Consider the following 24,013-nt stretch of genomic DNA (forward strand, 5'->3'; position numbering starts at 1 on the left):
TATGCCACCTAGAAAAAAACAAAACGAACCAATCATTGGATTCAATCAACAGCTTGTACTGTTTGAATATTTCTTGCAACAGTTTGGAAAGTCTACTTTAAAAGAATTGGCAGGAAAGCTCAACAATAATGAATACGAAGGTTATGATGAAAGCCAACATACTCATTTCTATAATTTTCTTATTCGAATTTACACATTGAATAAAGATGAAGTTAAAATCAATAAAGATAAGCTTAGTATTTATGATGAAAATATATGCCGTTATGTCAAACAAATTGGAGAAAAACGCGACAATATCGCTTTGAAATACTTTCAGTATATTGCTTTATTGTTCACTGAAATGTATCTTGATCGTTATTTTACAGAACAAGATCAATTTATTTCAGATCTAAATGAATTTCTTGAAGTAAAACGCACAGAAACTTTAGGTTTAATCGATTTCCAACCATATTCGATTAGTAATATGCGAAAGCTGGCTTTTATGTGTGCAACGGGCAGCGGTAAAACATTAATAATGCACATTAATATCCTGCAATATATGCATTATTTAAAGAAAGCACAACGTTTAAACAACCGACTTGCCATAAACAAAATAATTCTTCTTGCTCCTAATGAAGGAATGTCCATGCAGCACCTAGACGAACTAAGTCAATCGTCCATTAAAGCAGATTTATTTCAAAAAAACACCAGTTTATTCCCAGTGAAAAATGATGGTGTAATCATTATTGATATGAATAAGCTAAAAGACGAAGGTAAGGTTAAGACTATATCTGTCGATAGTTTTGAACAAAATAATCTTGTTCTTGTAGATGAAGGGCATAGGGGACTCTCAGGGGATGTTTGGTACGATTATCGTACTCGTCTATCGACAGAAGGTTTTGCTTTCGAATATTCTGCTACGTTTAAACAAGCATTAAAGCCGAATAGTTCCAAGACAGAAGATAAACGGCTGATGGAAGAGTACGGAAGATCTATAATTATGGATTATTCTTACAAATATTTCTATGAGGATGGATACGGGAAAGATTACCGTATTTATAATCTGAAGGAAAGTATTGATGAGGAACAACGTCATTTATACCTAACAGGCTGCCTTCTGTCTTTCTATCAGCAATTAAAATTATTCGAGGTCTATGGAGAAGAATATAAACGGTTCCATATAGAAAAACCTCTTCTTGCTTTTGTTGGAAATCGTGTTACAGCATCTACATCAAAAACAGAGTTAACAGATGTTGAAGAAGTATTAGATTTCATTGATAAATTTGTGAACCGAAAAGAGAAAACTGTATCTCGTATTAAGGCTGTGCTTGAAGAGGATACCGGACTTATTGATGCAGGAGGGAATGAGCTTTTCTTTCACGATTTCCTAGCGTTACGTTCTATTTTTGGACATACACCTGATGCTGGAGATATCTATAGGGACATGTTAAAGGTTATATTTAATTCCGACACTATCTCTGATGAACCTCGTCTTCATATTGAAAATCTGAAACATGTTCAGGGAGAGATTGCACTTAAGATCGGAGAGTATGGCGAACATTTCGGAGTTATTAATATTGGTGATACAGCGACATTGATTAAAAGTTGTGAAGATAAAGGAATGGTCACTAGAAGTGAGGAGTTTCATAATGATTCGCTATTTCGCTTGTTAAATAGTAAGTCATCGAATGTAAAGATGCTTATAGGATCTCGCAAATTTACCGAGGGTTGGAACAGTTGGCGTGTATCTACAATGGGTTTAATTAACTTTGCAAAAAAGGAAGGCTCACAAGCAATTCAGCTTTTTGGACGCGGTGTACGTTTGAAAGGGTACAATGGTAGTTTGAAGCGTAGTCGGAGCGTTGATAACAGCATTAATATACCTAAGTATATAGAATTGCTTGAAACCTTAACGATCTTCGGAATAAGAGCTCAGTATATGGAAGATTTCAAAAATTATCTTGAATTAGAAGGCTTACCTACAAACGAAAATGTGCATGAATTTAAATTGCCGGTAATTAGTAGATATGATGAAGTAGAAGGTAAGAAATTGCGTACTATCAAAGTGAAAGATGGAATTAACTTCAAAAAGCAAGCAAAGAGATTAATTCTCGATGTGCCAGATGAAGGATTTGCATATTACCTTGCGAAAAATAAAATCACAATTGACTGCCGATCCAAGGTACAAACTATTGAATCCAACTACAATGCATTAGTTTCTCAATCAACGACCAGTGAGCATAAGATAGAGGAAAAGTATTTGCCCTTTCTTGAATATCAACAAATATTTGAAGAGCTAGAGCGTTATAAAAACGAGAAGCTTTATTATAATATCATTATTGATAAGGATAAGTTGCAATCTATTCTAAGTGCAAATGGTTGGTACTCCTTGATTATTCCTAAGAATCGCTTGGAGATAGATAAGGTAGAGAAACTTTATGCCGCAACTGATTATTGTATTATAGTTTTAAAAAGCTATATGGATAAGTTTTACAAATATAATAAAGAGAAATGGGAAGCTCCTTATCTCGAATATCAAGAGCTTACTGAAAAAGATAATAATTTTATTTCAGAGTACAACATAACCTATACTGCTTTTAATGAAGAAGATAAAGGTTTAGAGCAATTGGACGATTTTATCCACGAGGTTTCTACGGTTCTCCAGTCACGGAAGCATATTGAGGACTATAAAAAAAGTATATTTAAGGATACCCTTATTGCCTTTGATTTTACATCACATTTATATGCTCCTCTTATATCTCAAAAAGATAACGGGCTTAAGATACAAGTATCACCTGTAAGTTTAAATGAAGACGAAAAAACTTTTGTAGATATGCTTAAAGCATATACAGAGGAGAACGAGCAGATTTTTATTAATAAGAGTTTGTATTTGCTTCGTAATAAGAGCAAAGTAGGTATGGGCTTTTTTGAAGCTGGAAATTTCTATCCTGATTATGTTCTATGGATCGATACAGATGACATTCAGTATATATCTTTCATTGATCCAAAAGGCTTAGTGATGACAAATCCAAATGATTCTAAAGTTGAGTTCTATTCAAAAATCAAAGAATTAGAAGAACAACTACAACCGTCCAGTAAGGATAAGAAAATTGTTCTGAATTCTTTTATCATGTCTGGAACACCATCATCCATTTTAAAAATGCGGTGGAAAATGGGCAAGCCTGAAAGAGAAGCGAAAAATGTTCTTTGTCTTGATAGTAACGATTGTATTGAAGTAATGATTGGGAAGATACTAAGCTAAGAAGAGGTCGATCTGTGGGAAGATTGTACAACGAAAGAATAGATCTTATCGAAATCATCTTTGATGTATCTTACGAGTTCAGGGCTCTACTTATTATAAAGTTTCTAGTTTGAATCGCTAAGAGTTTTTATTTTGGTGAACTTAAGACATTCATCACATCGAAGTTTCTGACTTGAAGTTTTTCTGAATTCCTAGTGCTAGATTGATAACCTACAACCTTTCTCTTTGGCTCTACAAGATTCCTAACTTACTACGCTCCATATAGTTCATAGTCGAATTCTTTTGTATGAATATGTCGAAGGGAGCATATTCTATACGGATCCGACTATGAACTTTTTATATTCGCTTCAAAATATTAGATGTGACTTTGCAATCCTTTTTGTAATGCAGTTTGATAAAGTTTCAGAGAATATTAATCTAGTTTGGCTATGTTTGATTCAAACTCTAAAACCGACTCAAGCTTATCCGCAGCCGATTGATCCGCTGCTCTTAAAACATGCCCATACACGTTCATAGTGGTCCCTATATTTCCGTGTCCTAACCTTTCAGAAATAACCTTAGCATGTATGCCTTGATTAATCAGCAGTGTAGCTGAAGTGTGCCGAAGATCGTGAAACCGAATATAGCGAAGCTCCTTCTTCTTTAAGAACTCCCGAAACCAAAGATACGGTCTTTCCTGATGAAAAGCTTTGCCATCCGGATGACTGAAAACAAAGTAACGCCCATTGCCTTGCCAGCGATCTCGGATCTTTTCAAACTCGTCCATCTTATACGAACGGTACTCTTGAAGCTCTCTAAGCATAGCGGAAGGTATAGCCACCTTACGCTTTGAGCCTTTGGTTTTAGGTTCTTTCACATGTGCTTCACCGCCAGGGGAAAGAGTTACACTTTGTTCTACTGAAATAACTCCTGTTTCCCAGTCAACATGGTGCCACTCTAGACCCAATAATTCGCCTCTACGCAAGCCTGTTATCAATGCAAGGGTTATCATGACTCTCCAATGTATAGGAGCCTGCTGAAGCGCGATTAAAAGGAGTTTTATTTCCTGTTCATCGTATGGGCGTACCTCTTTATGTTTGACTCGTGGTTTCTTTATCTTGGCTACTGGATTTTCCTTTAAGAGTTTCCACTCTACTGCGCGTGTAAATATATTTTTTAATACTCTATGGACGACTTCAACAGTTCCGGAAGATACCTTGCCTTTGCGAAAGCCCATTCGATCTCCGTTACGTGATAGAGTTTCTAAAAATTCTAAAATGTGAAGAGGCTTGATCTGATCCAAACGCATATGACCAAACTGTGGAAGGATTCGATTTTTGAGATGTGACTCGTAGAGAATTAGGGTTTTTTCGGCTAAGTGTCGTTCTGCATATTTGGTCCTCCATTCTTGGACAAAAGCTGCAAAAGTCATTTTTTCAGGGGCAATATATTCACCGGCTTCTACCTCGATTTTGAATTTCAAAAGCTCATCGTTTAGGAATTCTTTAAGCCGCTTTGTCGTTCTCAAAAGGGCAGGATCGTCAACTTTAACCGTTTTATAGCGCTTTATACGCTTACCGGCTGTATCGTAACCGATCTCTACTACGAGTCTCCAAGAGTTATTACCGCGCTTCTCAATGCTAGCCATAATATATACGGCCTCCATTCTTTAAAATAGGCATTGGATCGGCTACACTAAGTTGGACAGAAAAAATAAGGGCTTGTAGAATAAACCTATCATGTTAAGGAGCGAATCTCTACAATGCCAAAACAACAACGACGTACCTTTACAGCAGAATTCAAAAAACAAATGGTAGGACTCTATGAAAATGGGAAATCCAGAGCAGCCCTTGTGGAGGAATATGGCCTCACAGCCTCAGCTTTAGATCGCTGGATCAAACAAGCTCAGGCGACGGGTTCCTTCAAAGAGAAGGACAATCGCTCATCAGAAGAAAATGAGCTGATCGCTTTGCAAAAAGAGAACCAGCGTCTGAAAATGGAAGTGGATATTTTAAAGCAAGCCGCGCTGATCATGGGACGAAAGTAGCTATCATCCAGAATAATCGTGATAAATACTCGGTATCAGCAATGTGTGACGTCCTGCAAATCGCAAGAAGTACATTTTATTATGACGCCCAAGAACGAGCCACTGAAGACGATGTCACCGAAGCTATTGTGGATATCTTTCACAAGAATCGAAAAGCCTACGGCACACGCAAGATCAAAGTGAAGCTCCATGAGCGTGGGTTGATCGTCTCCAGACGTCGCATTGGCCGCATCATGAAAGAGCAAGGGCTCGTTTCCACCTACACGGTGGCACAATATAAGCCCCATAAAACCGCTTGTAATGAAGCGGCTCCAGCTAATATACTGAACCGCGAGTTCAATCAAACGGAAAGCAAACGTGTGGTGGTCAGTGATCTAACCTATGTCAAAGTCCGGAACGAGTGGCACTATATTTGTGTGCTCCTCGATCTGTTCAATCGAGAAATTATTGGCCATAGTGTTGGTCCCCATAAGGATGCAGCACTGGTTTCCCGCGCCTTTGCGACCGTGAAAGGCGATCTAAGTCAGATTCAGTGGTTTCATACCGACCGTGGGAGCGAGTTTAAAAATCAAAAGATGGATGAGCTTTTAGAGACATTTGAAATCGGTCGATCACTGAGTAAGAAAGGCTGTCCGTATGACAATGCCGTGGCCGAAGCCACTTATAAAATCATGAAAACAGAGTTCGTGAACCAGATGAACTTTCAGAGCCTTCGTCAACTGGAACTGGAATTATATGATTATGTCAACTGGTTTAACAAACATCGCATTCATGGAACTTTAGGCTATATGACGCCTATTCAGTATCGCCTTGCAGCCCTTAAAAAAGTTGTTTGATTTACTGTTGACAATCCAAGTCATTGTTTTGTGTAGGAAAGATGGATTATTATGATTTTTTTACCTTTTTATTTTGATTATACAAAAAAGCTCATTCCTACTCATGATTCAAGTTGGAACAAGCTTTTTAAAGTTCATCAAGTGTTTGTTAATTTGTTCAGTGTTTGGTTTGTTGGTGGTATTGCACTCTTATTGTCGGAGTTGTAAACGTTAATAGCTCTATTTCAACTCTATGTTAATCTTCATAGTCATCTTCTACTTTAGGTATGAATGGAGACAAGAAAGGGTCTGTGTGTTCAGTCAATTCACCTCGAATTAATGTATGAACCCTAAATTCATTAAATAGTTTCATATCATCACTATCCCTTACATATAAAATTCCATATGAGCCGGGAGCAAACTCACCTACTTTTTTTAATAATTCTATGGGATTATGTTTAGCTGTAGGTTTATGATTATTAAGACCTGCTATCCAGAGTTGAAAATCTCCATTTACGGCTCTTAAATCCAAAACGCCAGAAGGCCAATCTAATTCATTCAAAAAGTTCTGTATCTCTTGAATGACTAAAATTAATTTTTCATCATCATCTTCAAATGAGGAACTTTCTCTAATGGTTGCCCACCCGTGATACTCAAACATTTCTTCTCATCCTCTCATGGTATAAGGGGTTTAGTATCAATAATTATTTCTACACCATATCTTTCGGCATATTCTTTAAGTTGTCTTAGCACTCTATCATCAGGCTTACCTTCAAAGTGAAAGTACGCTTTTCTGTTCGTCTCAATTGCCGCTTCAATCGTAGCTTTCGCTTGTTTTCTAAATTGCTTATCTAAACTGTTCAACGGTGGTTTGGTTTGAGCAATGTACTGGTCGCTTACCGTATCAAACTCACGTCCCTTAGGGTCATTGCTAAATTTAACTCTGGATTCTCCACCTAGTTTTTCTGCTAACATATCAGCTGCTTCATCTTCCTTAGGAACCTTTACTAATTTCCCTGAATATTGTCCATTATTTGAATTTCCAGTTTTAGCCGTACCCTCAGGAGGCTTGCTCGAATTCGGTAGTTTAGGTGTCTCCTTAGGTCTACTTGAATTTGCCCCATTATAAATCGCCGAATCATTGAACTCATCAATGGGCCTGTTTACACCTGGACCACTCTTTGGATTGGGTTTTGCAGGCGGATTCTCTGCAATAGGTGGCTGGCTGGACCTAGCAGGAGAATTTCCCGTACTCCCCATACCGATACGAGCTGCTACAACCCCATAAGTCGTGTCTTCGACTAAATCGCTTAGTCCTGTCCTTTCCATGTAATCTCCAGATTTTTGTCCGATGAAGCCTTGATTGTATCGAGTAATGAGTGCATCCATTTTCTCTTTGTCCAACTCAATAGCATTTGTAGAGTCCACACCCATCGCTACTAAACCATCTTCAATGGCATTGAGAGTTCCTTCATCCCATACGTGCGTTCGTTTTGCATTGACGATACGCTGGATGGCGGCCAATTTATTAGGATTTTTAATATCATACAGTGATAGTTTGCGCTTCATTGTAATTTCAGTGCGCAGTGCTTGCTCTGCTTGTTTTAGCTTATTTTCATCCTGCCACCAGTTGGCTGTAAAATAATCAGTTTGATTCCAATATGAAGTATATTCACTAGTTTTTCTTTCTCTCCATAACGCAAGTTTTGAATTATCATGTTTCTTTGTTTGTTCTGCCTGAATGCGTTGTTTTTCCTCATAATCTCTAAGCATTTTATCTCGAACACTTTTAGGAACCTGCTGATACGCATGAACCATGGCATTTGATTCTTTCAGTAGGTTCTGCACCAGCTCCAATGGGCCACCGGAATCAGCCAAATGACGCGCACTTGTATACACTTTCCCCAGAATCCACTTGCTATAGTAGGCTTGTCTTGCTTGCTCATGCTCGTATTGACTAATCAGTCCCTCAAGGGCTAAACCAGCCAAGTATTTCAACGGATGAACTCCGTTCCCCTTGTTACTGCCTCCAATCGTAGGTGTTCCCTTACTTCGAACAGGGATTGCTCCGGTGGCTTGTAAAATAGTTGATGCTACTTTACCTAAGGGTCCACCAACCGTATTCAACATCACATTGGCTACGTTCCCTACTACGGGAATGGAACCTAATAGCTTGGATACCGTACCCAACAAAGCGTTGGCCTGTTGAAGTGCTGCAGGACTTGTGATTTTCGCAGTAGGAGTGCTGCTGGATAATGCCTTGGCTGTTGAGGTTTGTGCGGCCTCATATGCTTTGATGCTCATTAACGGCGGTTCAGGGACAGGAGGGAGGTCAGCTACAAAAACAGGAGCTTTCACCGTACCTTCCTGATAAATTACCGGGGCTTTGGTATCCGTCTCACCATCCAGCACCATGCTACTTTCTCCACCTTTGAGATACAGCGCCGTTCCAGCTTCCAGCGACAGTTCCTCACCTGCATCAAGCTTCACATGACCACCCTGAATCTGTACATCCCCCGGACTGTTGATGGTGATGCCCGTATCCTCGTGCAGTGTAATTGAAAATCCATCCGAGGTGGACAGGGTCAGTTCTTGCTCAGACATTTCTATGCCGCTTCCTTGCACGTGTTGCCACACCTTCATATCGGGCTGTCCATTCGCGTGGCGTTGTTGTCGTAATGAATCTGTCACATAGGCATCCTGTTCGTGATGTGTAGGCAGATATAACTCGACTTGTTCCCCGATTTCAGGCATATCGTACCAGCCACTATGTTCTTCAGCTACATATCGAGTCGCTACAGGAAACCAGCAGGCTTTGGCAGGATCTTGCTTTGGGTCGATGTCCAGTTGAAGCTGCACAAAATCATGCTGTACCTTCAGCACCGTTCCTGTCAGCGAAATCCCGGTCGCCTGATCGTTCTCATACCGGGCATAGCGAATATCCTGTTCAGCTTGAAGATCATAACGAGTACGCAGTAAGCCATCTGCTAGCGTTGTTACTGCCCGAACCACGACCAGTTCTTTTCCTTGTCCGATGGGTAACGTAATGAGGTCGCCGAGCGCGTAGTATTGCAAACTTTCAATCATATAGGTGATATACGAGCCAGCACGTTGTTCTCCTAGCTTTTCCGCATCCAGTTCATGAAACGTTTTCCGTACGCGATAGAATACATCCCGTTCCACCTTATGCTGCTTGCCTTCTGGCATCCCAAAGAAAACCTTAGGCGAGGCTGCGGTCACCTCTGGCACAAGTACGGAACCAAAGCGAGAAGCGAGGCGCTTTAAAAATGCCCAATCGGTCTCATCATATTGTAAAACAAAAGTGTCCAGTTTGGCATAGTTCGTGACGGTATCAATGGCATCTCCATACTGATATTTTCGAATCATCGTAGTGACCAGATCATCATAAGTGCGGTGAATATCTTGATAGGAGCGCCTTTTCAGCTTAATATCCATCTGGTATGAATGGGAAGCAGCCTTCAATTCAAAGGTATATACTCCCCGTGTACAATTCACAGACATTTGTGTAACAATCCCGTGGAACAGCCTTCTCAGCGATTGTCCCTGATCATCCAACTGACGAATCACAATCGGCTCTTGCTCCATATTTTGTCCGATGCATGCGGCTCCCTGTTCTTCGGAGAGCATACCACGGACATGTAAATAGGCATGATCGTTGATGGTGCGTGTTATTTGAAGGTATTCAATGTGTTGTGGCTGAAAGGGTCCATAAAAGCGTAGGCTTTCATACCCGATCCTATCTGATAATACACTCAAGTGAGTTCATGACTCCTTTCTAGATGTGATGGCTGATTACAAAAGTAAAGTGCAGCATGTTTAATTCGAGTCTGACGAATAGAAGAAATGGATGAATACAACTTTGAGTCAAGACCCATATGTATCACTGAGTTTGTTGGGTATAAAGTTACGAGATGTGATATTTAAATAACAGTCCAGCATATGTATTTATCGGTTAAAAGAGAGATTTAGTTTACAGAATGACCCATTCATTGAGGGATTTTCAATGTGTATATCTGGAATAGGGAAAGCTGAAAGTAATTTTGAGCAATTGTCTTTCAAAGTCAGGAACTGAGCTGATTTAAACGTGATCATGGATTCGGTAAACTAAATGGAGGCTCATATGGAATTAGTGGGATCGATAGAAGTGAAGGGGGAACAGGCATCATCTGGAAAAATGTGGTGTTGTGAGAAGGAGTGGCTTTTGATAGTACAGGTAATATATATAATAAAAAGGAATATATCCCTTCCATCGTCTCGACACATGTGGAGTGCTGTTCACTATTGGTCAGGAAAGACTAATAGTTAAGGTGTATTGGCGTATACAGCAACGGAGCAACAATTGTCATTACAGGTAGAGACTTATAGAGGCGGTTGTATCGCTCTCCCGCAAAACACATGATACCAATAAGGTAGATATGATTAAGAATGCCTTAAAGCATTTTTAAGTAATTTAATCACACCTCATGAAGTTTCTAAAGTATTGGCTAAAATCGTAACGGATGGTGTAGAAGAATCGGATAAAATTTTTTCGGTATATGACCCGACTTGTGGATCTGGGTCATTGCTGTTAACGGTTCAAGGTGAGTTGCCTGGTGGAGATAAACCCGGGGCGATTAAATTTTTTGGTCAAGAAAAAAATACGACAACATACAACTTGGCTCGTATGAATCTGATGATGCATGGTGTTTCATTTAATAACATAACACTGTCTAATGCTGACACCCTTGAAAGCGATTGGCCTGATGGACCAGATGCCCAAGGAATTGACAACCCACGCTCATTTGATGCCGTAGTTGCGAATCCTCCTTATTCTGCTCATTGGGACAATAGCGAAACGAAACTCAAAGATCCACGTTTTAGGGAATATGGTAAACTCGCCCCTCGAACTAAGGCGGATTATGCATTTATTTTACACAGCTTGTATCATCTGAATGATACTGGAACAATGGCGATTGTATTACCGCATGGTGTCTTGTTCCGTGGTGCAGCAGAAGGTGCGATTCGCCAAACGATAATTGAGAAAAACTATCTTGATACAGTTATAGGGTTACCTGCCAACTTGTTTTACGGCGTATCCATCCCAACTACGATTTTAGTATTCAAGAAAAATCGTAAAACAAAAGACATCTTGTTTATCGATGCAAGCAATGAATTTGAAAAAGGTAAAAATCAAAACAAACTTACTGATAAAAACATCAATAAGATTATCGAAACGTACCGAAATCGTGTAGATGTTGATAAATATGCTCACGTGGCATCACTTGAAGAAATCAAAGAAAACGAGTTTAACTTAAATATTCCTCGCTACGTGGATACGTTTGAAGAAGAGCAAGTCATTGACCTTGCCGAAGTGAGTAAGCTTTTAGAACAAGATAAACAAGAAATCGCTGAACTTGAAGCCAAAATCAATGAACAGCTGAAAATTTTGGGTATTCATGTGTAGAAATTGACGAAAAGGGTCAAGGATATTATTCCTCGGCTCTTTTTTAAGCCATTCGCTTGGGAACGGCGTAAGCTGGGGGAAGTTATTGAATATTTTGGCTTTGGTGGACAAACGAGTTGGTAAAAAAAATTATTAAACATGTCTGATAAGATAAAATTAAAACATCCAGCCGTGCAGTATTTCTATGAACTGCGGCGCAGTACGTTATAGAAGATGGCAAGGAGGGGCGGCGCTCTTCCTTTTTTTGCGAGTCTTTTGGGGAGTCTGCTCCTCTCTTGGGTATGATATACTCATTTAGATGTCTATGCTTAACATATACTGCTGTTTGAACTATGTTGCTTAAACATGTTATATGTGAAGAAGAAGCAAGGACATGAACAGGTTAGCTTTACCATTTTGGGACCAAAGATTTGTCCTGGTATTTATAGAGGAGTTTTTGATATGACGAATAATTTTTGGCGTGATTTGCCACGACCTTTTTTTATACTGGCACCGATGGAAGATGTGACGGATGTTGTGTTTCGCCATGTCGTAAGTGAAGCAGCCAGACCGGATGTGTTTTTTACGGAGTTTGCGAATACAGAGAGTTATTGTCACCCGGAGGGGAACAAAAGTGTACGCGGGCGTTTGACTTTTACAGAGGATGAACAGCCCATGGTGGCCCATATCTGGGGAGATAAGCCGGAATATTTCCGTGAAATGAGCATCGGTATGGCGAAAGAAGGCTTCAAAGGCATCGATATTAATATGGGTTGTCCCGTAGCGAATGTAGCCGAGAATGGGAAGGGAAGCGGCCTGATCTGCCGTCCCGAAATCGCAGCAGATATCATTCAGGCCGCCAAAGCCGGGGGACTGCCCGTCAGTGTAAAAACAAGGCTCGGTTTCACTACCGTAGACGAATGGCGCGACTGGTTGACCCATATTTTGAAACAAGACATTGTGAATTTGTCCATTCATCTGCGGACAAGAGAGGAAATGAGCAAAGTAGACGCCCACTGGGAACTGATTCCGGAGATTAAGAAACTTCGTGATGAGGTGGCACCAGATACACTGTTGACCATTAACGGAGATATTCCGGACCGTCAGACCGGCTTGAAGCTCGCTGAGCAATATGGAGTGGATGGCATTATGATTGGGCGTGGTATTTTCCAGAATCCATTTGCGTTTGAGAAGGAGCCGAAGGAACATAGCAGTGAAGAATTGCTTGAACTGCTGCGGCTTCATCTAGATCTCCATGATCAATATTCAGCGCAGGAGCCACGTTCGTTCAGCCCTCTCGCACGCTTCTTCAAAATATATGTCCGTGGATTCCGAGGGGCAAGTGAACTCAGAAACAGCTTAATGAACGCCAAATCAACAAGTGAAGTGCGTACATTGCTTGATGAGTTTGGAAGCAAGGATCATGATGAGGTAGAGGAACGTGGAAATTAAATTGCCAAGTTGGGGGACGGGTTGTTAGTAGGCATTGAAAACATAGGAGGATATATGTCCTGGAGTAAATTGAAGCAACAACTGGAGAGCTTCTTCTGTCCTGCGTTAGACGGAAGGGTCGAATACCGGGCAACCTGTTACCGTTATTTACCTGATAAATCTGGGAATTGTTATATTGCCGTAGATAAAAAGAACGTACTCAATATGAGTGATATGACTAGCCCAATCAGATGGTATCAGACGGAGTTGGAAATCAAGAATGATCCAGATATCCAAGTTCCTATCAGAAATGAAGAAATTGAAGCGATCAGAAAAGATACCAAGGGAACCGTTCCGGAGGATCGTCTAAAAGTAATAGCAAGAAGTAGAAGAATGAAACAAGCCATGCCCACATTAAGTAGTAAGGGAGGGCTAAATAATGTTTCATTTACATGAAGAGATGGAGCAGTATCATGCAAGGCTGGAACAGACCGAAGGACAGTATGTGCGAGGAGGAACTGACATTGAAGCTCCCGGCATGGTTTAAAGGCGTAATTCAGCATAGGCTGGATGATGTTTGCGCCCGCATCATACGCTATCCTGAGATTAGTAAGTTACGTAAGGAAGACTGAGTTCTCCGAGTGGGAGGATAAGCATCATTACAAGCAAGCACTGGAGAATGAAGCTCTATATTGGCAGGGCTTGAAGGACGGCGCGCAGCTTGCACATGTTGTGTCAGGAATGATGATTTATGATGAACAAGAGGAAGATGAATAATACGATATTTTAGTACAGTCGGAACTTGGGAATCGCCATGTGCGTTCTATGTATTCCAGCGTGAGAACGTTATTCTCTTTATAAATAATCACTAAATAATACCATCAAATACAAAAGAATTGTTCATTCTTAAGGTTATTTTCTTATTGGAGCCCCAGTCCCAATAGAATTGATTTTCGTTAAAGTTGTATTTTACTTTTAAACGGTTAAAGTTCAAGGACTGAGAAAGTTCCTTGCGAATCAAGTCTAGGTGAGATTCCTTTATCCATGTATGCCAATAGGACGGAACAAGATGAGAATGCAAATTCATTGATTTTAGGAATGAATCCGGGAGCATCAATTCATAGCCTAGCTGTTGATAAGAATAAATTTCGTCGTTCTTGTTTGAACTAATGATAAGAGCATAATTAAAATAAAAACAGAACCCAACTTGTCCGTTGAGTGTTTCAGATTTATAACTTTGATTGAATTGCTGAACTAACAGTTGTCTTATTTGTTCTTTAATAAATGAGTCTGGTCTGGCATTGAGAATTTGTTCACTGACTGTAAGCTCTGGCATTGCAACCTCCTTAATAGCCCTATATACAGAACGTATGTTCTTGTTTATAGAGCTATTATATCATTATTCAACCATAAAGAATACCTATTTTTTCCTACCTGTTAATTTTTTTGTAATACTAGCAGTGTCCAAGATAGAGTAGCCTCTTGCAGCAATCTCTATGTCCTGAAGTTTCTCATCTATATATTCTTTTGTGATAATGACATCATCAGTTGAAAAAATTGCAGGCACTTGTTTATAAAAAACATCAGGTGATTTTTCAATCTTATTCTTGTTGTGGATGAACTGATCGTATAAATAGGCAAGATCTTTAGTATTAATGAATACTGGCTTTGTAAGATGACCCATTGCAATTTCTTGACGTATAAAATTTGCCATAGCTTGTGCTTGGCGATCTCTAAATTTATTGCTAACAAAGATATGGGAAGTTATTTCTCTTGAACTACAATAGCTTGAAATTTCTATCATTCTATTCAATGAATTAATATAATGAAGACCCTTTCGATTTTCGGAAGAACCTAATTTGTACCCTGATTTTTCTAATGTGAATTTACAATCATAACTAAACCCATGTTTGACCTCGAAAGACATAGTCCTCATATCTTCTTTATACTGGATAGCAAAAATTCCTTCAGGTACAGCATGACCAGTATATTCTTTGCCCCACTTCTCAGAGTTAGGGAACAGGTGCTTGATAATTGTAAATACTTCATCTTCAAGCATATCCTCATCATATAGATCTTTAAGCTCAGCTGTCTTACCACCGATGTAAGAGAGATTTTTTGTGGCCTTCATAGCGGCGGTAATAACCTGATGATGGATACGTTTTTCTAAATCATTCAAATAATCTATCATTAAATTAGGGAATTGAGATTTTTCATGATGAACATATACATCACCAAAAGTTACCTGCTCAATAGTCTCAACCATAACATACGATAATCGTTGGAATCAGTTTTCTTTCGATCCATTCCAGAGTTTTTCTAGTGAGCAGGCTATCTGTAACTAATACTTGATAAGGTCGATTGTTGTAAATGAATCGTTTAAAAACAAATTGGTTATTTCTAAATTTTTGTTTGGACAATTTTGGGGTATTGCAATGTTCATGTTGAGTAACAAATTCATCAATTAGGTGATGAACGTACTTCTCAATGTTTTCTTTGTTTGGACTCAACTCTTGCAAAGTAGTTTGGTAGATTAGCTCGTCACACTCAGGGCATATCAGCGTTTCCTTTTCTTCAACTTTTTCGAAGACCAGTTCACCATCCGAGGTGTTAAAGGAGCAATGTGAACAGTAAAAAATAGTTTCATCAATTAAATCGATTAACTGAGAGGATTGTAAGTCTGTAAATATACTCCTGTGTTCATGAGTGATTTGGTTCGTGTTGGCCAATCTGAAAATTTGATCAACTTTGAACGCCTCTCCACCATCAAATTTGTTTTTTACAGGCTTATCAAGCGGGAAGCCGAATTTATTCAGGAATTTCTCTTTAATTCTCTTTTTAGCAGGATCACTCAAACTACTGTCATTAAGCTTGAATATAATACTCCCGTCCTTAAGTACAATTGAGCGAATTGTCTTTGAATGTTTTTCAGAACGAAACCCAATTTTTTGAATATCCTTAAGACTATATAGATCAACAATTCCTCTTCTAAATGCATCATTGACGCTGGGCCAGATATCACTGCCTTTAAGTTGTAGCGTAACATCAGGTGATTTAATAAGTAATGAATTAGAGAATGTAATCAAATCAACAGAGAAATCTTCGGGTTCTTCATTACTGACCGGAATGCCATCCCGGAAAAGTCGAACAATGTCATCTGTGTTATATGCCGTGAAGGGGTCATTTTCTATTTTTCGTAAAGCAGTTTTAAACTGCTCTTCAAAATATCGTTTTACCCCCCGAATATCAGTTTTTGTCGCTTTAATCTCCAGCGTTTGATTTTGAATATCGACAGCAAATAAAATCTGATCCCGGTCCTTTATCCGTTTGTTCTGGTCATAGCCAGGCTTCTTTGAATCTTTTATCAGTTTATACAAAAGATAGATCGAATATTTTTCGCCAACATCAGAATGTGCAACTACTCTATAATCACTACTGTGACCTGAATTATTGTGCATGATATCTATAAGCATTTTTTGGTAAGAGGGCTCATTACTAAGTTTCTTTCTCATGTCGGGGAATTGTTTATCAGCAACATAAAGATCACCAGAAGCCTTAGTTCTCCACTCATGAAGAACAAGAATTTCAAATAGCCAAGAAGGATTCGTATAGAATAAATGTATGAGTTTGACCATTGGCGAGACGGAAGGAAAAGCATGTTGTGGCTCTTTATATCTAAAAACCTCTTCCACAGCCTTTTTCTTTCTTCGTAGAAAATCTTTTAAATACATAAAATTAATAAAATCCGGAATTTTCTTTAGATTTTGTTTCCATTTTTGATCATTTTCAAAATCAGGTAGTTTAAAAATGGATTGTAATACCTCCATGTCTGTTAAACTAAGATTGGAAGTAAACATGGTCTTATCGGCTTCGGAATAAACTTCTAATATCCTTTCGTGGTTGACAAGCAAATCATCCCAGTATGTTTCAGTAACATTTTTTTTATCAATTAATTCTAGTGAATATGACATTGTTTCCATTCCTCCGGCAATCTAATTCTACAAAAAGTGGTTAATTGAACCAGATAGATACTTCTTTTATACTACAAAAAGCGAAAAAAACCAATAAAACTAGGTTCATTGGACTCATAATAGTGAATCTAATTAGAAAATGGGGTGAAAAAGCAGATTGATACAGAGTGGTAATTGCTAGGTGCTTATAAGGTGAATATTAAGACAGGATTTTGTAGCCCAGGCTCTGCAGAAAACAGTTTATACTGAATGAAAACTACCGTGTTTAATCCATAAAAGTCCCATCACTCAAAAAGATAGCCTGACAGCCGCAAATACTGGTAGTAGGCATTGAAAACATAGGAGGATACATGTCCTGGAGCAAATTGAAGCAACAGCTGGAGAGTTTCCTCTGTCCTGCGTTATATGGAAGGGTCGAATACCGGGCAACCAGTTACCGTTATTTACCTGATAAATCTGGAATTTGTTATATTGCCGTAGATAAAAAGAACGTACTCAATATGAGTGATATAAATAGCCCAATCAGATGGTATCAGTCGGAGCAGGAAATTAAGAATGATCCCAATATCCAAGTTCCTATCAACAATGAAGAAATTGAAGCGATCAGAAAAGATACCAAGGGGATCGTTCCGGAGGATCGTCTAAAAGTAATTGCAAGAAGTAGAAAAATATCAGAATGCGCAAAGGATCTTTTGTCAGCACAGGCTTCATTAAGTAAGTCAAATTTTATAGTTGTAGCTAATAAGTTTTTATCTATTTCTATAGAGGAAAGCTTAGAGAGTAATGATATCTTATTGAATATTCTAGCTTTAGTGGACAGACGAGTTGGAAAAAAGCGAATATTAAACATGACCGAGAAGATGAAGTTAAAGCATCCAATTGTGCAGTATTTTTATGAACTACGGCGTAGCACTCTATGAAAATAAATAACTTGATGGGGGCACGTCATGTCAGGGTTGTTCTCACTGAAGCCATGATAGAGACTTGAAAAAAATCGGGGAAAAGGTTGAATGGAGAACGGGGCAAATCCGCTTCCGTCATGTCTTTTCCCTGTTTTTTTATATCCGAATTTCCAATATGAATTAAATCAATTTGATTTACTGTATAATGACTTTTATCTAAAACAAGAAGAATAAAAAGTTTAGCAGAATCGAGAATGATGCAATCATAATTTTAAACGACCATTGTGGAGGTATTGCTATCATGAGTAGAAGTTTTCTCGTTTTGTATGGAGTCGGCGGCAGTGGACCCGATCATTGGCAAAGATGGTTAAAGCAAGAGCTGGTGAAGCAAGGTGAAAAAGTCTATTTTCCTGACTTTCCAGACAAAGATCAACCAGACAAGGATGTTTGGCTCGACTATTTATCTTCTGTTTTTGAAGAAATTTCGCAAGAAGAAGAAGTAATCGTTGTGGCTCACAGCTTAGCGTGCATCATGTGGTTTCACTATGCGGCTTCACATCCGAAACGAAAAATTCAGAGAGCCATTCTGGTAGCACCGCCTTCGCCATTTTTGAAATATGAGCCTGTGATGACGTTCTTCCCTGTACCGGAAAACTTGGTTGAGACTGCAACGGCGGCGGAAAAGACGCTGTTTGTTTTATCCTCAACAGACCCTTATTGTTCGGTAGAAGACGCTTCTCAATATTTAGATTTAGGGATTCCTTGCGTTATGTTGCCTAAAATGGGACACATTAACGTAGAAGCCGGCTACGGTCCATGGCCGTGGATTCTCGATGTATGCTTGAACCAGCAGTTACACTATGAAAGAGTGGATGAACAAGGTGCTTAATGATCAGTTATTATGATCAAGAGGTCACAACTCAGCATTGCAAAAATTTATGGTAAAAACGAGATTGTCGAACTAAACGCAAGTGGGCGTTAGCACAACGCTTTTTCCGTTCACACAATGTTAATCAGCGCCTGGGAAGTTGCTCTTTCCGGGTATTCTTGTTGCAATACAAACGACGCCAAGGTCGAGCAACTGCAGTTCACAAAACGACGTACCGGCCGCGGAGGTTACCTGAGGAATTGCAGCTCACACTCCTGTTGGAACTGGGTTCGTCTACTGCGGCAGCATCGCGGCGGGACGTCGAATCGGACGGCAGCTGTTCACACCCCTAATACTTCCGGGTTTCGAAGGTTGTGGCAGCTTCCCTGCGGGGAAAACGTCCGGATCGAGTGGCAGTTGCTTATACTCCTGATGTTTCCGGCCATTGTCGGTTTCAGCTCGTTAACCGTTTAGGTCGTGGTACAGCTTCGACGCTCTACGAGCCAAGATACTGTTCACAGAAGGCTTCCCCAAAGGAAAGTAATCGGTCATTCCAAGAAGTCTCAGATGCGTGGTTTTGGCTACCAGATGCAACGTGAAGAACGGCTCATTTGGGTTTCCGAAGCAACCTACCTTGGAATGCCTTTTTCAACCTTGGTTAGTGCTATCGATGAGGGCTTATGTAGCCCCTTTCCACACACTAATCCGAATACTCGTTTTAAAAAGCCCATGAGCAAGTATCGTTGGGCTTTTTTATCAAATTAAGGAGGCGACTGTTTGCATGACTTATCAAACCCTTGCTTTTAGTACACAATTTTATTGAATATAGTACAGGTGTAAAAACTGCATTTTATTCGTTAGTACACAACTTTATTGTCTGTACACAGTTATGAACGTTATTTAATTACCAGTCAGGTGGATCAAAATGAACAATCTTGTCGAGGCAGAATGCGAAAATGTAATCAACGGTTGGCTTTAAACTGGAGTGGACAGGTGAAATGGTTTGATGCTGTGGTAGAAGCTAGAACATTTTCAACGGAAACAGGTAAAGTTATCTCCATGCCAGAGGGCAACATCTTGGTTACCGTACAAGACAATGCAGATACAAGTGGCATTACATTAGATCGACGATTCTATATCACCCATCAGCCATTTAAAATAGTTGGAATGGATCGCATCCTAAATGGAATCGTTCAGTTAAGCTGCACATTGGATAGTATTTCAACTGCATACGACGATGTAGAACACAACATTGCTGATCGATGGAAATATGAGATTGCTCATACATATGCTTTACATATCAACCATGGAACGGTGGCCCATGTACTGCTTAACGAAACAATACCGTTTAATGTCACTGCTACGGATAATGGTATTCCAATAGAGAATCCGGCGATTACCTATATATCCAGTGATCCGAGTATAATTAGCGTAGACCAGCAAGGTCAGGTTATGGGCATCGCTTTGGGGCAAGCAAACATCATCGCGAAATTAACGTATCACCCCACAGTATGGAGTACCATTGAATTGAGAGTCGTTGAAACGGAAACGCATATTTATTCGATAGCTATTACTGGTAATCCCATTCTCAAAACAGGCCAAAGCACCTCATACGTCAGCCATATCTATGATCATGGAACAGAAGTGTTTGACCAGTCGGTGGAGTGGAGCCTACGAAATCAAGATGATTCGACTCCGATCATGGGGAGCATAACAGCTAGCACAGGAAATAGTGTGACGGTGAAAGCCGGAAGCAGTAGCCGAGCGAACAATAAAGCCCTTGTACTGACAGCCACCTTAGTAAGCGATCCTAGCATGACCGCAGAAAAGACATTAGCCTTAAGAATTTATTCTAAGTTTTGGCTTGCCCTAGAGGTGAGCCATTTTTATTTCAAAGGAGCACATACATATGCAACGAAAATCTATTGATTATCTACTGAGTCTAAGCCTATTGAAGCAATTGAGATCACAAAATGTAATTACAGAAGAAGAGTTCATAGCGATTGATGAGCTTAATAAAAAGTCTTTCAAATAGCTATAACATGGGCAGAAATGGACTTGATGATGTGCCGGAAGCATTATATCATGTGACCGTATAAAGAAGATATCGAAGGGAGAAATACTTATGGCCCAAGCCGTAACCGCAAAAAAAGTCGTCGTCGTTCCCATTAAAACGATGGACATCGTAGAAGGAATTCAATCTATTCAAAAAAAGAAAGTCGCTGCCTATTGCCGAGTCAGTACCGATTCCGAGGAGCAAAAGGAGAGCTATACCAATCAGGTAAATCATTATACCCAATACATTCAAAACAACTTGGAATGGGAAATGGCGGATATTTACGCCGATGAAGGGATCACCGGAACCAGCACTAAAAATAGAACGCACTTTAATCGGATGATACAAAGGTGAAGTATTGCTGACCATCCTAAGTTCCCTTGCCCAAGATGAGAGTCGAAACATTTCTGAAAACAGTCGATGGGGAATATTACGAGGCTTCCAAAACGGCAAAGTCTTCTGCAATACGACTCGCTTCCTTGGCTATGATAAGGATAAACATGGTGAACTGGTCATTAATGAGAAGGAAGCCGAGATTGTGCGGCGCATATACGAGGAGTATTTGGATGGCAAAAGCTATCAGGCGATAGCCAGAGGATTGATGCGAGACCACATTAAAACAGTCACGGGTGGCGATACGTGGTGGGATTCCTCCATTACCTTAATTCTGACCAATGAGAAATATTACGGAGCTTTGCTTCAGCAAAAGACGGTAACGGTAGATTTTCTAACGCATAAGCGAATAAGGAATAAAGGACAGGAGCAGCAATATTTAATTGAGGACAACCATGAACCGATTGTATCCAAGGAACTATTTGAAGCGGTGCAAAAGGAAAAGGAACGGAGGGCCAAGCTGAAAGGAAGTGTGATGGGAGAGAGTAAAAGATACTCCAGTAAATACGCATTGAGCAGTAAAGTGTATTGTGGATGCTGCGGAGCTATTTTCAAACGCCGAACCTGGAACAGCAATAACCCATCCAAAAAAGTGGTATGGCAGTGCAAAACGTATGTCAATGAAGGTAAAGCTGCATGTGATGCCAAATCAGTCGATGAACAAGTTTTACATTCCGCGTTTGTGCGATTGTTCAACCGGATGTATGAGAACAAGAAAAGATGGATTAAAACGCTGAAAGACAATATTGAATCGGTACTTTCCAGCAGAGTAGAGCAAAAATCGTTATTAGACATCGAAGGACAGATGCAACAATTGAAATCTGACTTGAAGGAATTAGTGAATCTCAAGCTACGGAATCAGATCGATGAGGCCGTATATGAAGAAGAAACAAACAGGCTTTCCAGTGAACTAAACGAGATGCGACAACAGAAGCTGACACTGGAGAAGGGGAATGAGCAGAAAGCGAAAGTTAAGGAACGTGTCGATGAAATCATACAAATTTTAAGCTCGCGGCAAGATATACTGGAACAATTTGATGATAAACTATTTAATGCGTTGGTGGAGAAGATAAGCATTCTCTCACCAGCGCATTTTATTTTTACCTTGAAAAGTGGAATGAGCATAGACGAAATACTGGACTAAAAAATCATAGGCTAACACTATCTATCAATAGACTAACGAGTAACTGTGGGGTGTATGACGGGAAGAATCAATCGAATCCCGTCTTTAACTCCTTCCATATAGATGGACTGTTTGTCCTGACTTAACTGATAGCCTATGGCTTCTTCCCATTCGGATAGCAGATGTTGAATATCCTCGTTTTGATTCATTTTGAATTGATCCATTTGAGTGAATAGGTGCTCGTCTTCCGGTAAATTTGAAGCCTGTTGTTCACTGGCAAGTTCTAATTGATAAAAACGTTGGCGTAATGCTTCGAGAAACCAATCTGGCCAATTTGACATAGTACATTTTCCCTCCCGTGGTTGAAGTGTGTGTATGGTAACTCTGATGGGGAGGAATGGCAAGTCATTGTTTTGTATGTAAGGATGTTGGGCAGCAACGGTTATTTCATTTCTAATGTTGGCATGCAAGAAGCTTATTCCTACTCATTTTTTAAGTGTTTGGTTTATTGGTTATATTGAACGATCTTCTTGTTGGGACTGTAAACCACTTCCTGTTGTTCATCCTGAAATAATATTATACACATTTACTCTGATTGTTGACTTATACATCAATCTCCCATCGGAAGTATTTAGAAAGATTGTCGTATGCTTTTTCAATGTCATCGTCTTCACATTTCTTAATTATACGACTAATTGTCGCTTCAAGGAATTTTACATTAAAGTCTCTTGCAATAAAATGGCCTCGCCCAATGATAATATCACCTTGACCTAACATCCTGTCTAACCTTCTAGGACTTATTAGTTCAAATGAAAACATATCTGATGCACCATTTATTTCAATAGGTCCGATATCTACATTATAAGTAATATAGAAGTCGTCTATATCTTTGCCCCAATCCTCGTAGATCTTTGTTAAAGCTTTTATTATAAGCATTTAATTATCCTCCTATTTTAGAATATCAATATGAACGTTTCTAATTTGCTTTGGTGCCTATGCCTTACCAGCACTTAATTGCCACTATCAAGAGTAATAACCCTTTTGGTGATTACTTAAGTCCAAGAAGAATTCGAGAATCCGTTAAGTCTTCTACATATCCAGCATGCCACCAAGGTTTTCTCGTCCCTTTACTTACGGAGATAACAAAAACAGGACAATCATGGTGGTATCTGACCATAATCGACCTGTTCAATGTAACGCTATAGCGTTATTAGCGTTATTTAGGTTATACGTAAAGCAATATTGTGCGCACATCTTAATCGCGAAAACTTCCTACAGGTAGAACAAAGGTTATCTTGGTAATCATGAGGTAAAATATGTTTATTAGGCACTGGGTAGTTCCCGATAAGATTATCTTTATGATATCATAAACCTTTGTTTGATTACTCTCAAACAAACTTCCACTTGATCTGTATCATTCGGATTCCGAATTAGATAACTTTCACTTGCTTCAATTAAATATTTAAAAAATGTCTCGTAGTCTACAATTGCATTTTCTTCAATTTCAGCCATTGGAGGTTGCAAACTAAAGTTAACGCCACTTTCACCAAAATATCCTTCCTCCCCAGGTTTATATTCATGGGAAAAAGTGCAACTTACTGGATCAATTCCAAAACCATCACCATTTCTAAAATGGTGGATCGCTTGTACAAACTTACCATCACCTATTATTTTATAATATAATCTCATAAGTTCTACCTTTTCCGAAAAATCTTCAATTATGAAAATCTCATCTTCCATATAA

19 protein-coding genes and 2 pseudogenes are annotated in these 24,013 nt (G+C 39.4%); 12 read left to right on the plus strand and 9 right to left on the minus strand.

The window, feature by feature from the left end:
- The first annotated feature begins 1 nt into the window (after position 1).
- Positions 2-3,241, plus strand: a complete 3,240-nt coding sequence (locus AC0WRU_RS04330; protein WP_476127376.1) for a DEAD/DEAH box helicase family protein — start codon at positions 2-4, stop codon at positions 3,239-3,241.
- A gap of 412 nt (positions 3,242-3,653) precedes the next feature.
- On the opposite strand, the gene AC0WRU_RS04335 is transcribed toward AC0WRU_RS04330, so the two are convergent.
- Complete coding sequence (locus AC0WRU_RS04335) at positions 3,654-4,868, minus strand: site-specific integrase (RefSeq protein ID WP_476127377.1); 1,215 nt, start codon at positions 4,866-4,868, stop codon at positions 3,654-3,656.
- A 114-nt stretch (positions 4,869-4,982) separates the two neighbouring features.
- On the opposite strand from AC0WRU_RS04335, the gene AC0WRU_RS04340 reads away from it, so the two are divergent.
- Positions 4,983-6,103 (plus strand): IS3 family transposase gene (locus tag AC0WRU_RS04340; RefSeq protein ID WP_476127378.1). Its coding sequence is split into 2 segments (ribosomal slippage): positions 4,983-5,232 and positions 5,232-6,103, totalling 1,122 coding nucleotides; the frame shifts between segments, so codons are not numbered across the junction.
- 235 nt (positions 6,104-6,338) lie between these two features.
- On the opposite strand, the gene AC0WRU_RS04345 is transcribed toward AC0WRU_RS04340, so the two are convergent.
- Both AC0WRU_RS04345 and AC0WRU_RS04350 read right to left on the minus strand, forming a co-directional pair.
- Complete coding sequence (locus AC0WRU_RS04345) at positions 6,339-6,743, minus strand: Imm7 family immunity protein (RefSeq protein WP_192513205.1); 405 nt, start codon at positions 6,741-6,743, stop codon at positions 6,339-6,341.
- A 14-nt stretch (positions 6,744-6,757) separates the two neighbouring features.
- Positions 6,758-9,859 (minus strand): restriction endonuclease fold toxin, encoded by a 3,102-nt coding sequence (locus AC0WRU_RS04350; protein WP_476127379.1) that lies wholly within the window; start codon positions 9,857-9,859, stop codon positions 6,758-6,760.
- Between the two features lie 697 nt (positions 9,860-10,556).
- On the opposite strand from AC0WRU_RS04350, the gene AC0WRU_RS04355 reads away from it, so the two are divergent.
- The 4 genes and pseudogenes from AC0WRU_RS04355 to AC0WRU_RS04370 form a co-directional block, all read left to right on the plus strand.
- Positions 10,557-11,546, plus strand: a complete 990-nt coding sequence (locus AC0WRU_RS04355; RefSeq protein WP_476128566.1) for a type I restriction-modification system subunit M — start codon at positions 10,557-10,559, stop codon at positions 11,544-11,546.
- Between the two features lie 79 nt (positions 11,547-11,625).
- A pseudogene (locus AC0WRU_RS04360) lies at positions 11,626-11,756 on the plus strand (SF0329 family protein); the annotation flags it as partial.
- A 231-nt stretch (positions 11,757-11,987) separates the two neighbouring features.
- Positions 11,988-12,977 (plus strand): tRNA dihydrouridine synthase, encoded by a 990-nt coding sequence (locus AC0WRU_RS04365; RefSeq protein ID WP_476127380.1) that lies wholly within the window; start codon positions 11,988-11,990, stop codon positions 12,975-12,977.
- Positions 12,978-13,031: 54 nt separating this feature from the next.
- A pseudogene (locus AC0WRU_RS04370) lies at positions 13,032-13,406 on the plus strand (SF0329 family protein); the annotation flags it as partial.
- A 418-nt stretch (positions 13,407-13,824) separates the two neighbouring features.
- Here AC0WRU_RS04370 and AC0WRU_RS04375 read toward each other — a convergent pair.
- The 3 genes from AC0WRU_RS04375 to AC0WRU_RS04385 all read right to left on the minus strand — a co-directional run bounded on the left by AC0WRU_RS04375 (position 13,825) and on the right by AC0WRU_RS04385 (position 16,927).
- Entirely contained in the window at positions 13,825-14,292 is a 468-nt protein-coding gene (locus tag AC0WRU_RS04375; RefSeq protein WP_476127381.1) for a hypothetical protein, read from the minus strand.
- 84 nt (positions 14,293-14,376) lie between these two features.
- Positions 14,377-15,222 (minus strand): hypothetical protein, encoded by an 846-nt coding sequence (locus AC0WRU_RS04380; protein WP_476127382.1) that lies wholly within the window; start codon positions 15,220-15,222, stop codon positions 14,377-14,379.
- On the minus strand, positions 15,215-16,927 hold the full coding sequence (locus AC0WRU_RS04385; protein ID WP_476127383.1) for a hypothetical protein: 1,713 nt from the start codon (positions 16,925-16,927) through the stop codon (positions 15,215-15,217). The genes AC0WRU_RS04380 and AC0WRU_RS04385 overlap by 8 nt, the downstream gene beginning before the upstream one ends.
- 350 nt (positions 16,928-17,277) lie before the next feature.
- Between AC0WRU_RS04385 and AC0WRU_RS04390 the strand changes: the two genes are divergently transcribed.
- The 6 genes from AC0WRU_RS04390 to AC0WRU_RS04415 all read left to right on the plus strand — a co-directional run bounded on the left by AC0WRU_RS04390 (position 17,278) and on the right by AC0WRU_RS04415 (position 22,290).
- Positions 17,278-17,847 carry an SF0329 family protein gene (locus tag AC0WRU_RS04390; RefSeq protein ID WP_476127384.1) on the plus strand — a complete coding sequence of 190 codons (570 nt, stop codon included), beginning with the start codon at positions 17,278-17,280 and terminating at the stop codon, positions 17,845-17,847.
- A 283-nt stretch (positions 17,848-18,130) separates the two neighbouring features.
- Positions 18,131-18,718 carry an RBBP9/YdeN family alpha/beta hydrolase gene (locus AC0WRU_RS04395; RefSeq protein WP_476127385.1) on the plus strand — a complete coding sequence of 196 codons (588 nt, stop codon included), beginning with the start codon at positions 18,131-18,133 and terminating at the stop codon, positions 18,716-18,718.
- A 972-nt stretch (positions 18,719-19,690) separates the two neighbouring features.
- A complete protein-coding gene (locus AC0WRU_RS04400) occupies positions 19,691-20,626 on the plus strand; it encodes a hypothetical protein (protein WP_476127386.1) in 936 nt (311 codons plus the stop codon).
- Positions 20,607-20,732, plus strand: a complete 126-nt coding sequence (locus AC0WRU_RS04405) for an SHOCT domain-containing protein (protein ID WP_268794278.1) — start codon at positions 20,607-20,609, stop codon at positions 20,730-20,732. The genes AC0WRU_RS04400 and AC0WRU_RS04405 overlap by 20 nt, the downstream gene beginning before the upstream one ends.
- A gap of 90 nt (positions 20,733-20,822) precedes the next feature.
- Positions 20,823-21,107: a recombinase family protein gene (locus AC0WRU_RS04410; protein ID WP_476127387.1), complete on the plus strand. Its 285-nt coding sequence runs from the start codon at positions 20,823-20,825 to the stop codon at positions 21,105-21,107.
- Between the two features lie 4 nt (positions 21,108-21,111).
- The gene (locus AC0WRU_RS04415; RefSeq protein ID WP_476127388.1) at positions 21,112-22,290 is read left to right on the plus strand and encodes a recombinase family protein; all 1,179 of its coding nucleotides are present in this window, start codon (positions 21,112-21,114) and stop codon (positions 22,288-22,290) included.
- A 32-nt stretch (positions 22,291-22,322) separates the two neighbouring features.
- Here the strand turns inward: AC0WRU_RS04415 and AC0WRU_RS04420 are convergent, their stop codons facing one another.
- The 3 genes from AC0WRU_RS04420 to cdiI all read right to left on the minus strand — a co-directional run bounded on the left by AC0WRU_RS04420 (position 22,323) and on the right by cdiI (position 24,009).
- Positions 22,323-22,610, minus strand: a complete 288-nt coding sequence (locus AC0WRU_RS04420; protein WP_476127389.1) for a hypothetical protein — start codon at positions 22,608-22,610, stop codon at positions 22,323-22,325.
- Positions 22,611-22,872: 262 nt separating this feature from the next.
- Positions 22,873-23,205, minus strand: coding sequence for an Imm8 family immunity protein (locus tag AC0WRU_RS04425; protein ID WP_476127390.1), 333 nt, complete (start codon positions 23,203-23,205; stop codon positions 22,873-22,875).
- 420 nt (positions 23,206-23,625) lie between these two features.
- Positions 23,626-24,009, minus strand: coding sequence for a ribonuclease toxin immunity protein CdiI (cdiI, locus tag AC0WRU_RS04430; RefSeq protein ID WP_430048938.1), 384 nt, complete (start codon positions 24,007-24,009; stop codon positions 23,626-23,628).
- Between the last annotated feature and the right edge of the window lie 4 nt (positions 24,010-24,013).

The organism is Paenibacillus sp. 1-8, assembly GCF_056316205.1.

Bases quoted from the DNA above. Each gene is read 5' to 3' on its own strand.
- AC0WRU_RS04410 (WP_476127387.1), top strand. From the start codon at position 20,823: ATGGCCCAAGCCGTAACCGCAAAAAAAGTCGTCGTCGTTCCCATTAAA.
- AC0WRU_RS04330 (WP_476127376.1), top strand. From the start codon at position 2: ATGCCACCTAGAAAAAAACAAAACGAACCAATCATTGGATTCAATCAA.
- AC0WRU_RS04365 (WP_476127380.1), top strand. From the start codon at position 11,988: ATGACGAATAATTTTTGGCGTGATTTGCCACGACCTTTTTTTATACTG.
- AC0WRU_RS04390 (WP_476127384.1), top strand. From the start codon at position 17,278: ATGTCCTGGAGCAAATTGAAGCAACAGCTGGAGAGTTTCCTCTGTCCT.
- AC0WRU_RS04335 (WP_476127377.1), bottom strand. From the start codon at position 4,868: ATGGCTAGCATTGAGAAGCGCGGTAATAACTCTTGGAGACTCGTAGTA.
- AC0WRU_RS04385 (WP_476127383.1), bottom strand. From the start codon at position 16,927: ATGTCATATTCACTAGAATTAATTGATAAAAAAAATGTTACTGAAACA.
- AC0WRU_RS04375 (WP_476127381.1), bottom strand. From the start codon at position 14,292: ATGCCAGAGCTTACAGTCAGTGAACAAATTCTCAATGCCAGACCAGAC.
- AC0WRU_RS04425 (WP_476127390.1), bottom strand. From the start codon at position 23,205: ATGCTTATAATAAAAGCTTTAACAAAGATCTACGAGGATTGGGGCAAA.
- AC0WRU_RS04345 (WP_192513205.1), bottom strand. From the start codon at position 6,743: ATGTTTGAGTATCACGGGTGGGCAACCATTAGAGAAAGTTCCTCATTT.
- AC0WRU_RS04420 (WP_476127389.1), bottom strand. From the start codon at position 22,610: ATGTCAAATTGGCCAGATTGGTTTCTCGAAGCATTACGCCAACGTTTT.
- AC0WRU_RS04380 (WP_476127382.1), bottom strand. From the start codon at position 15,222: ATGGTTGAGACTATTGAGCAGGTAACTTTTGGTGATGTATATGTTCAT.
- cdiI (WP_430048938.1), bottom strand. From the start codon at position 24,009: ATGGAAGATGAGATTTTCATAATTGAAGATTTTTCGGAAAAGGTAGAA.
- AC0WRU_RS04405 (WP_268794278.1), top strand. From the start codon at position 20,607: ATGCAACGAAAATCTATTGATTATCTACTGAGTCTAAGCCTATTGAAG.
- AC0WRU_RS04395 (WP_476127385.1), top strand. From the start codon at position 18,131: ATGAGTAGAAGTTTTCTCGTTTTGTATGGAGTCGGCGGCAGTGGACCC.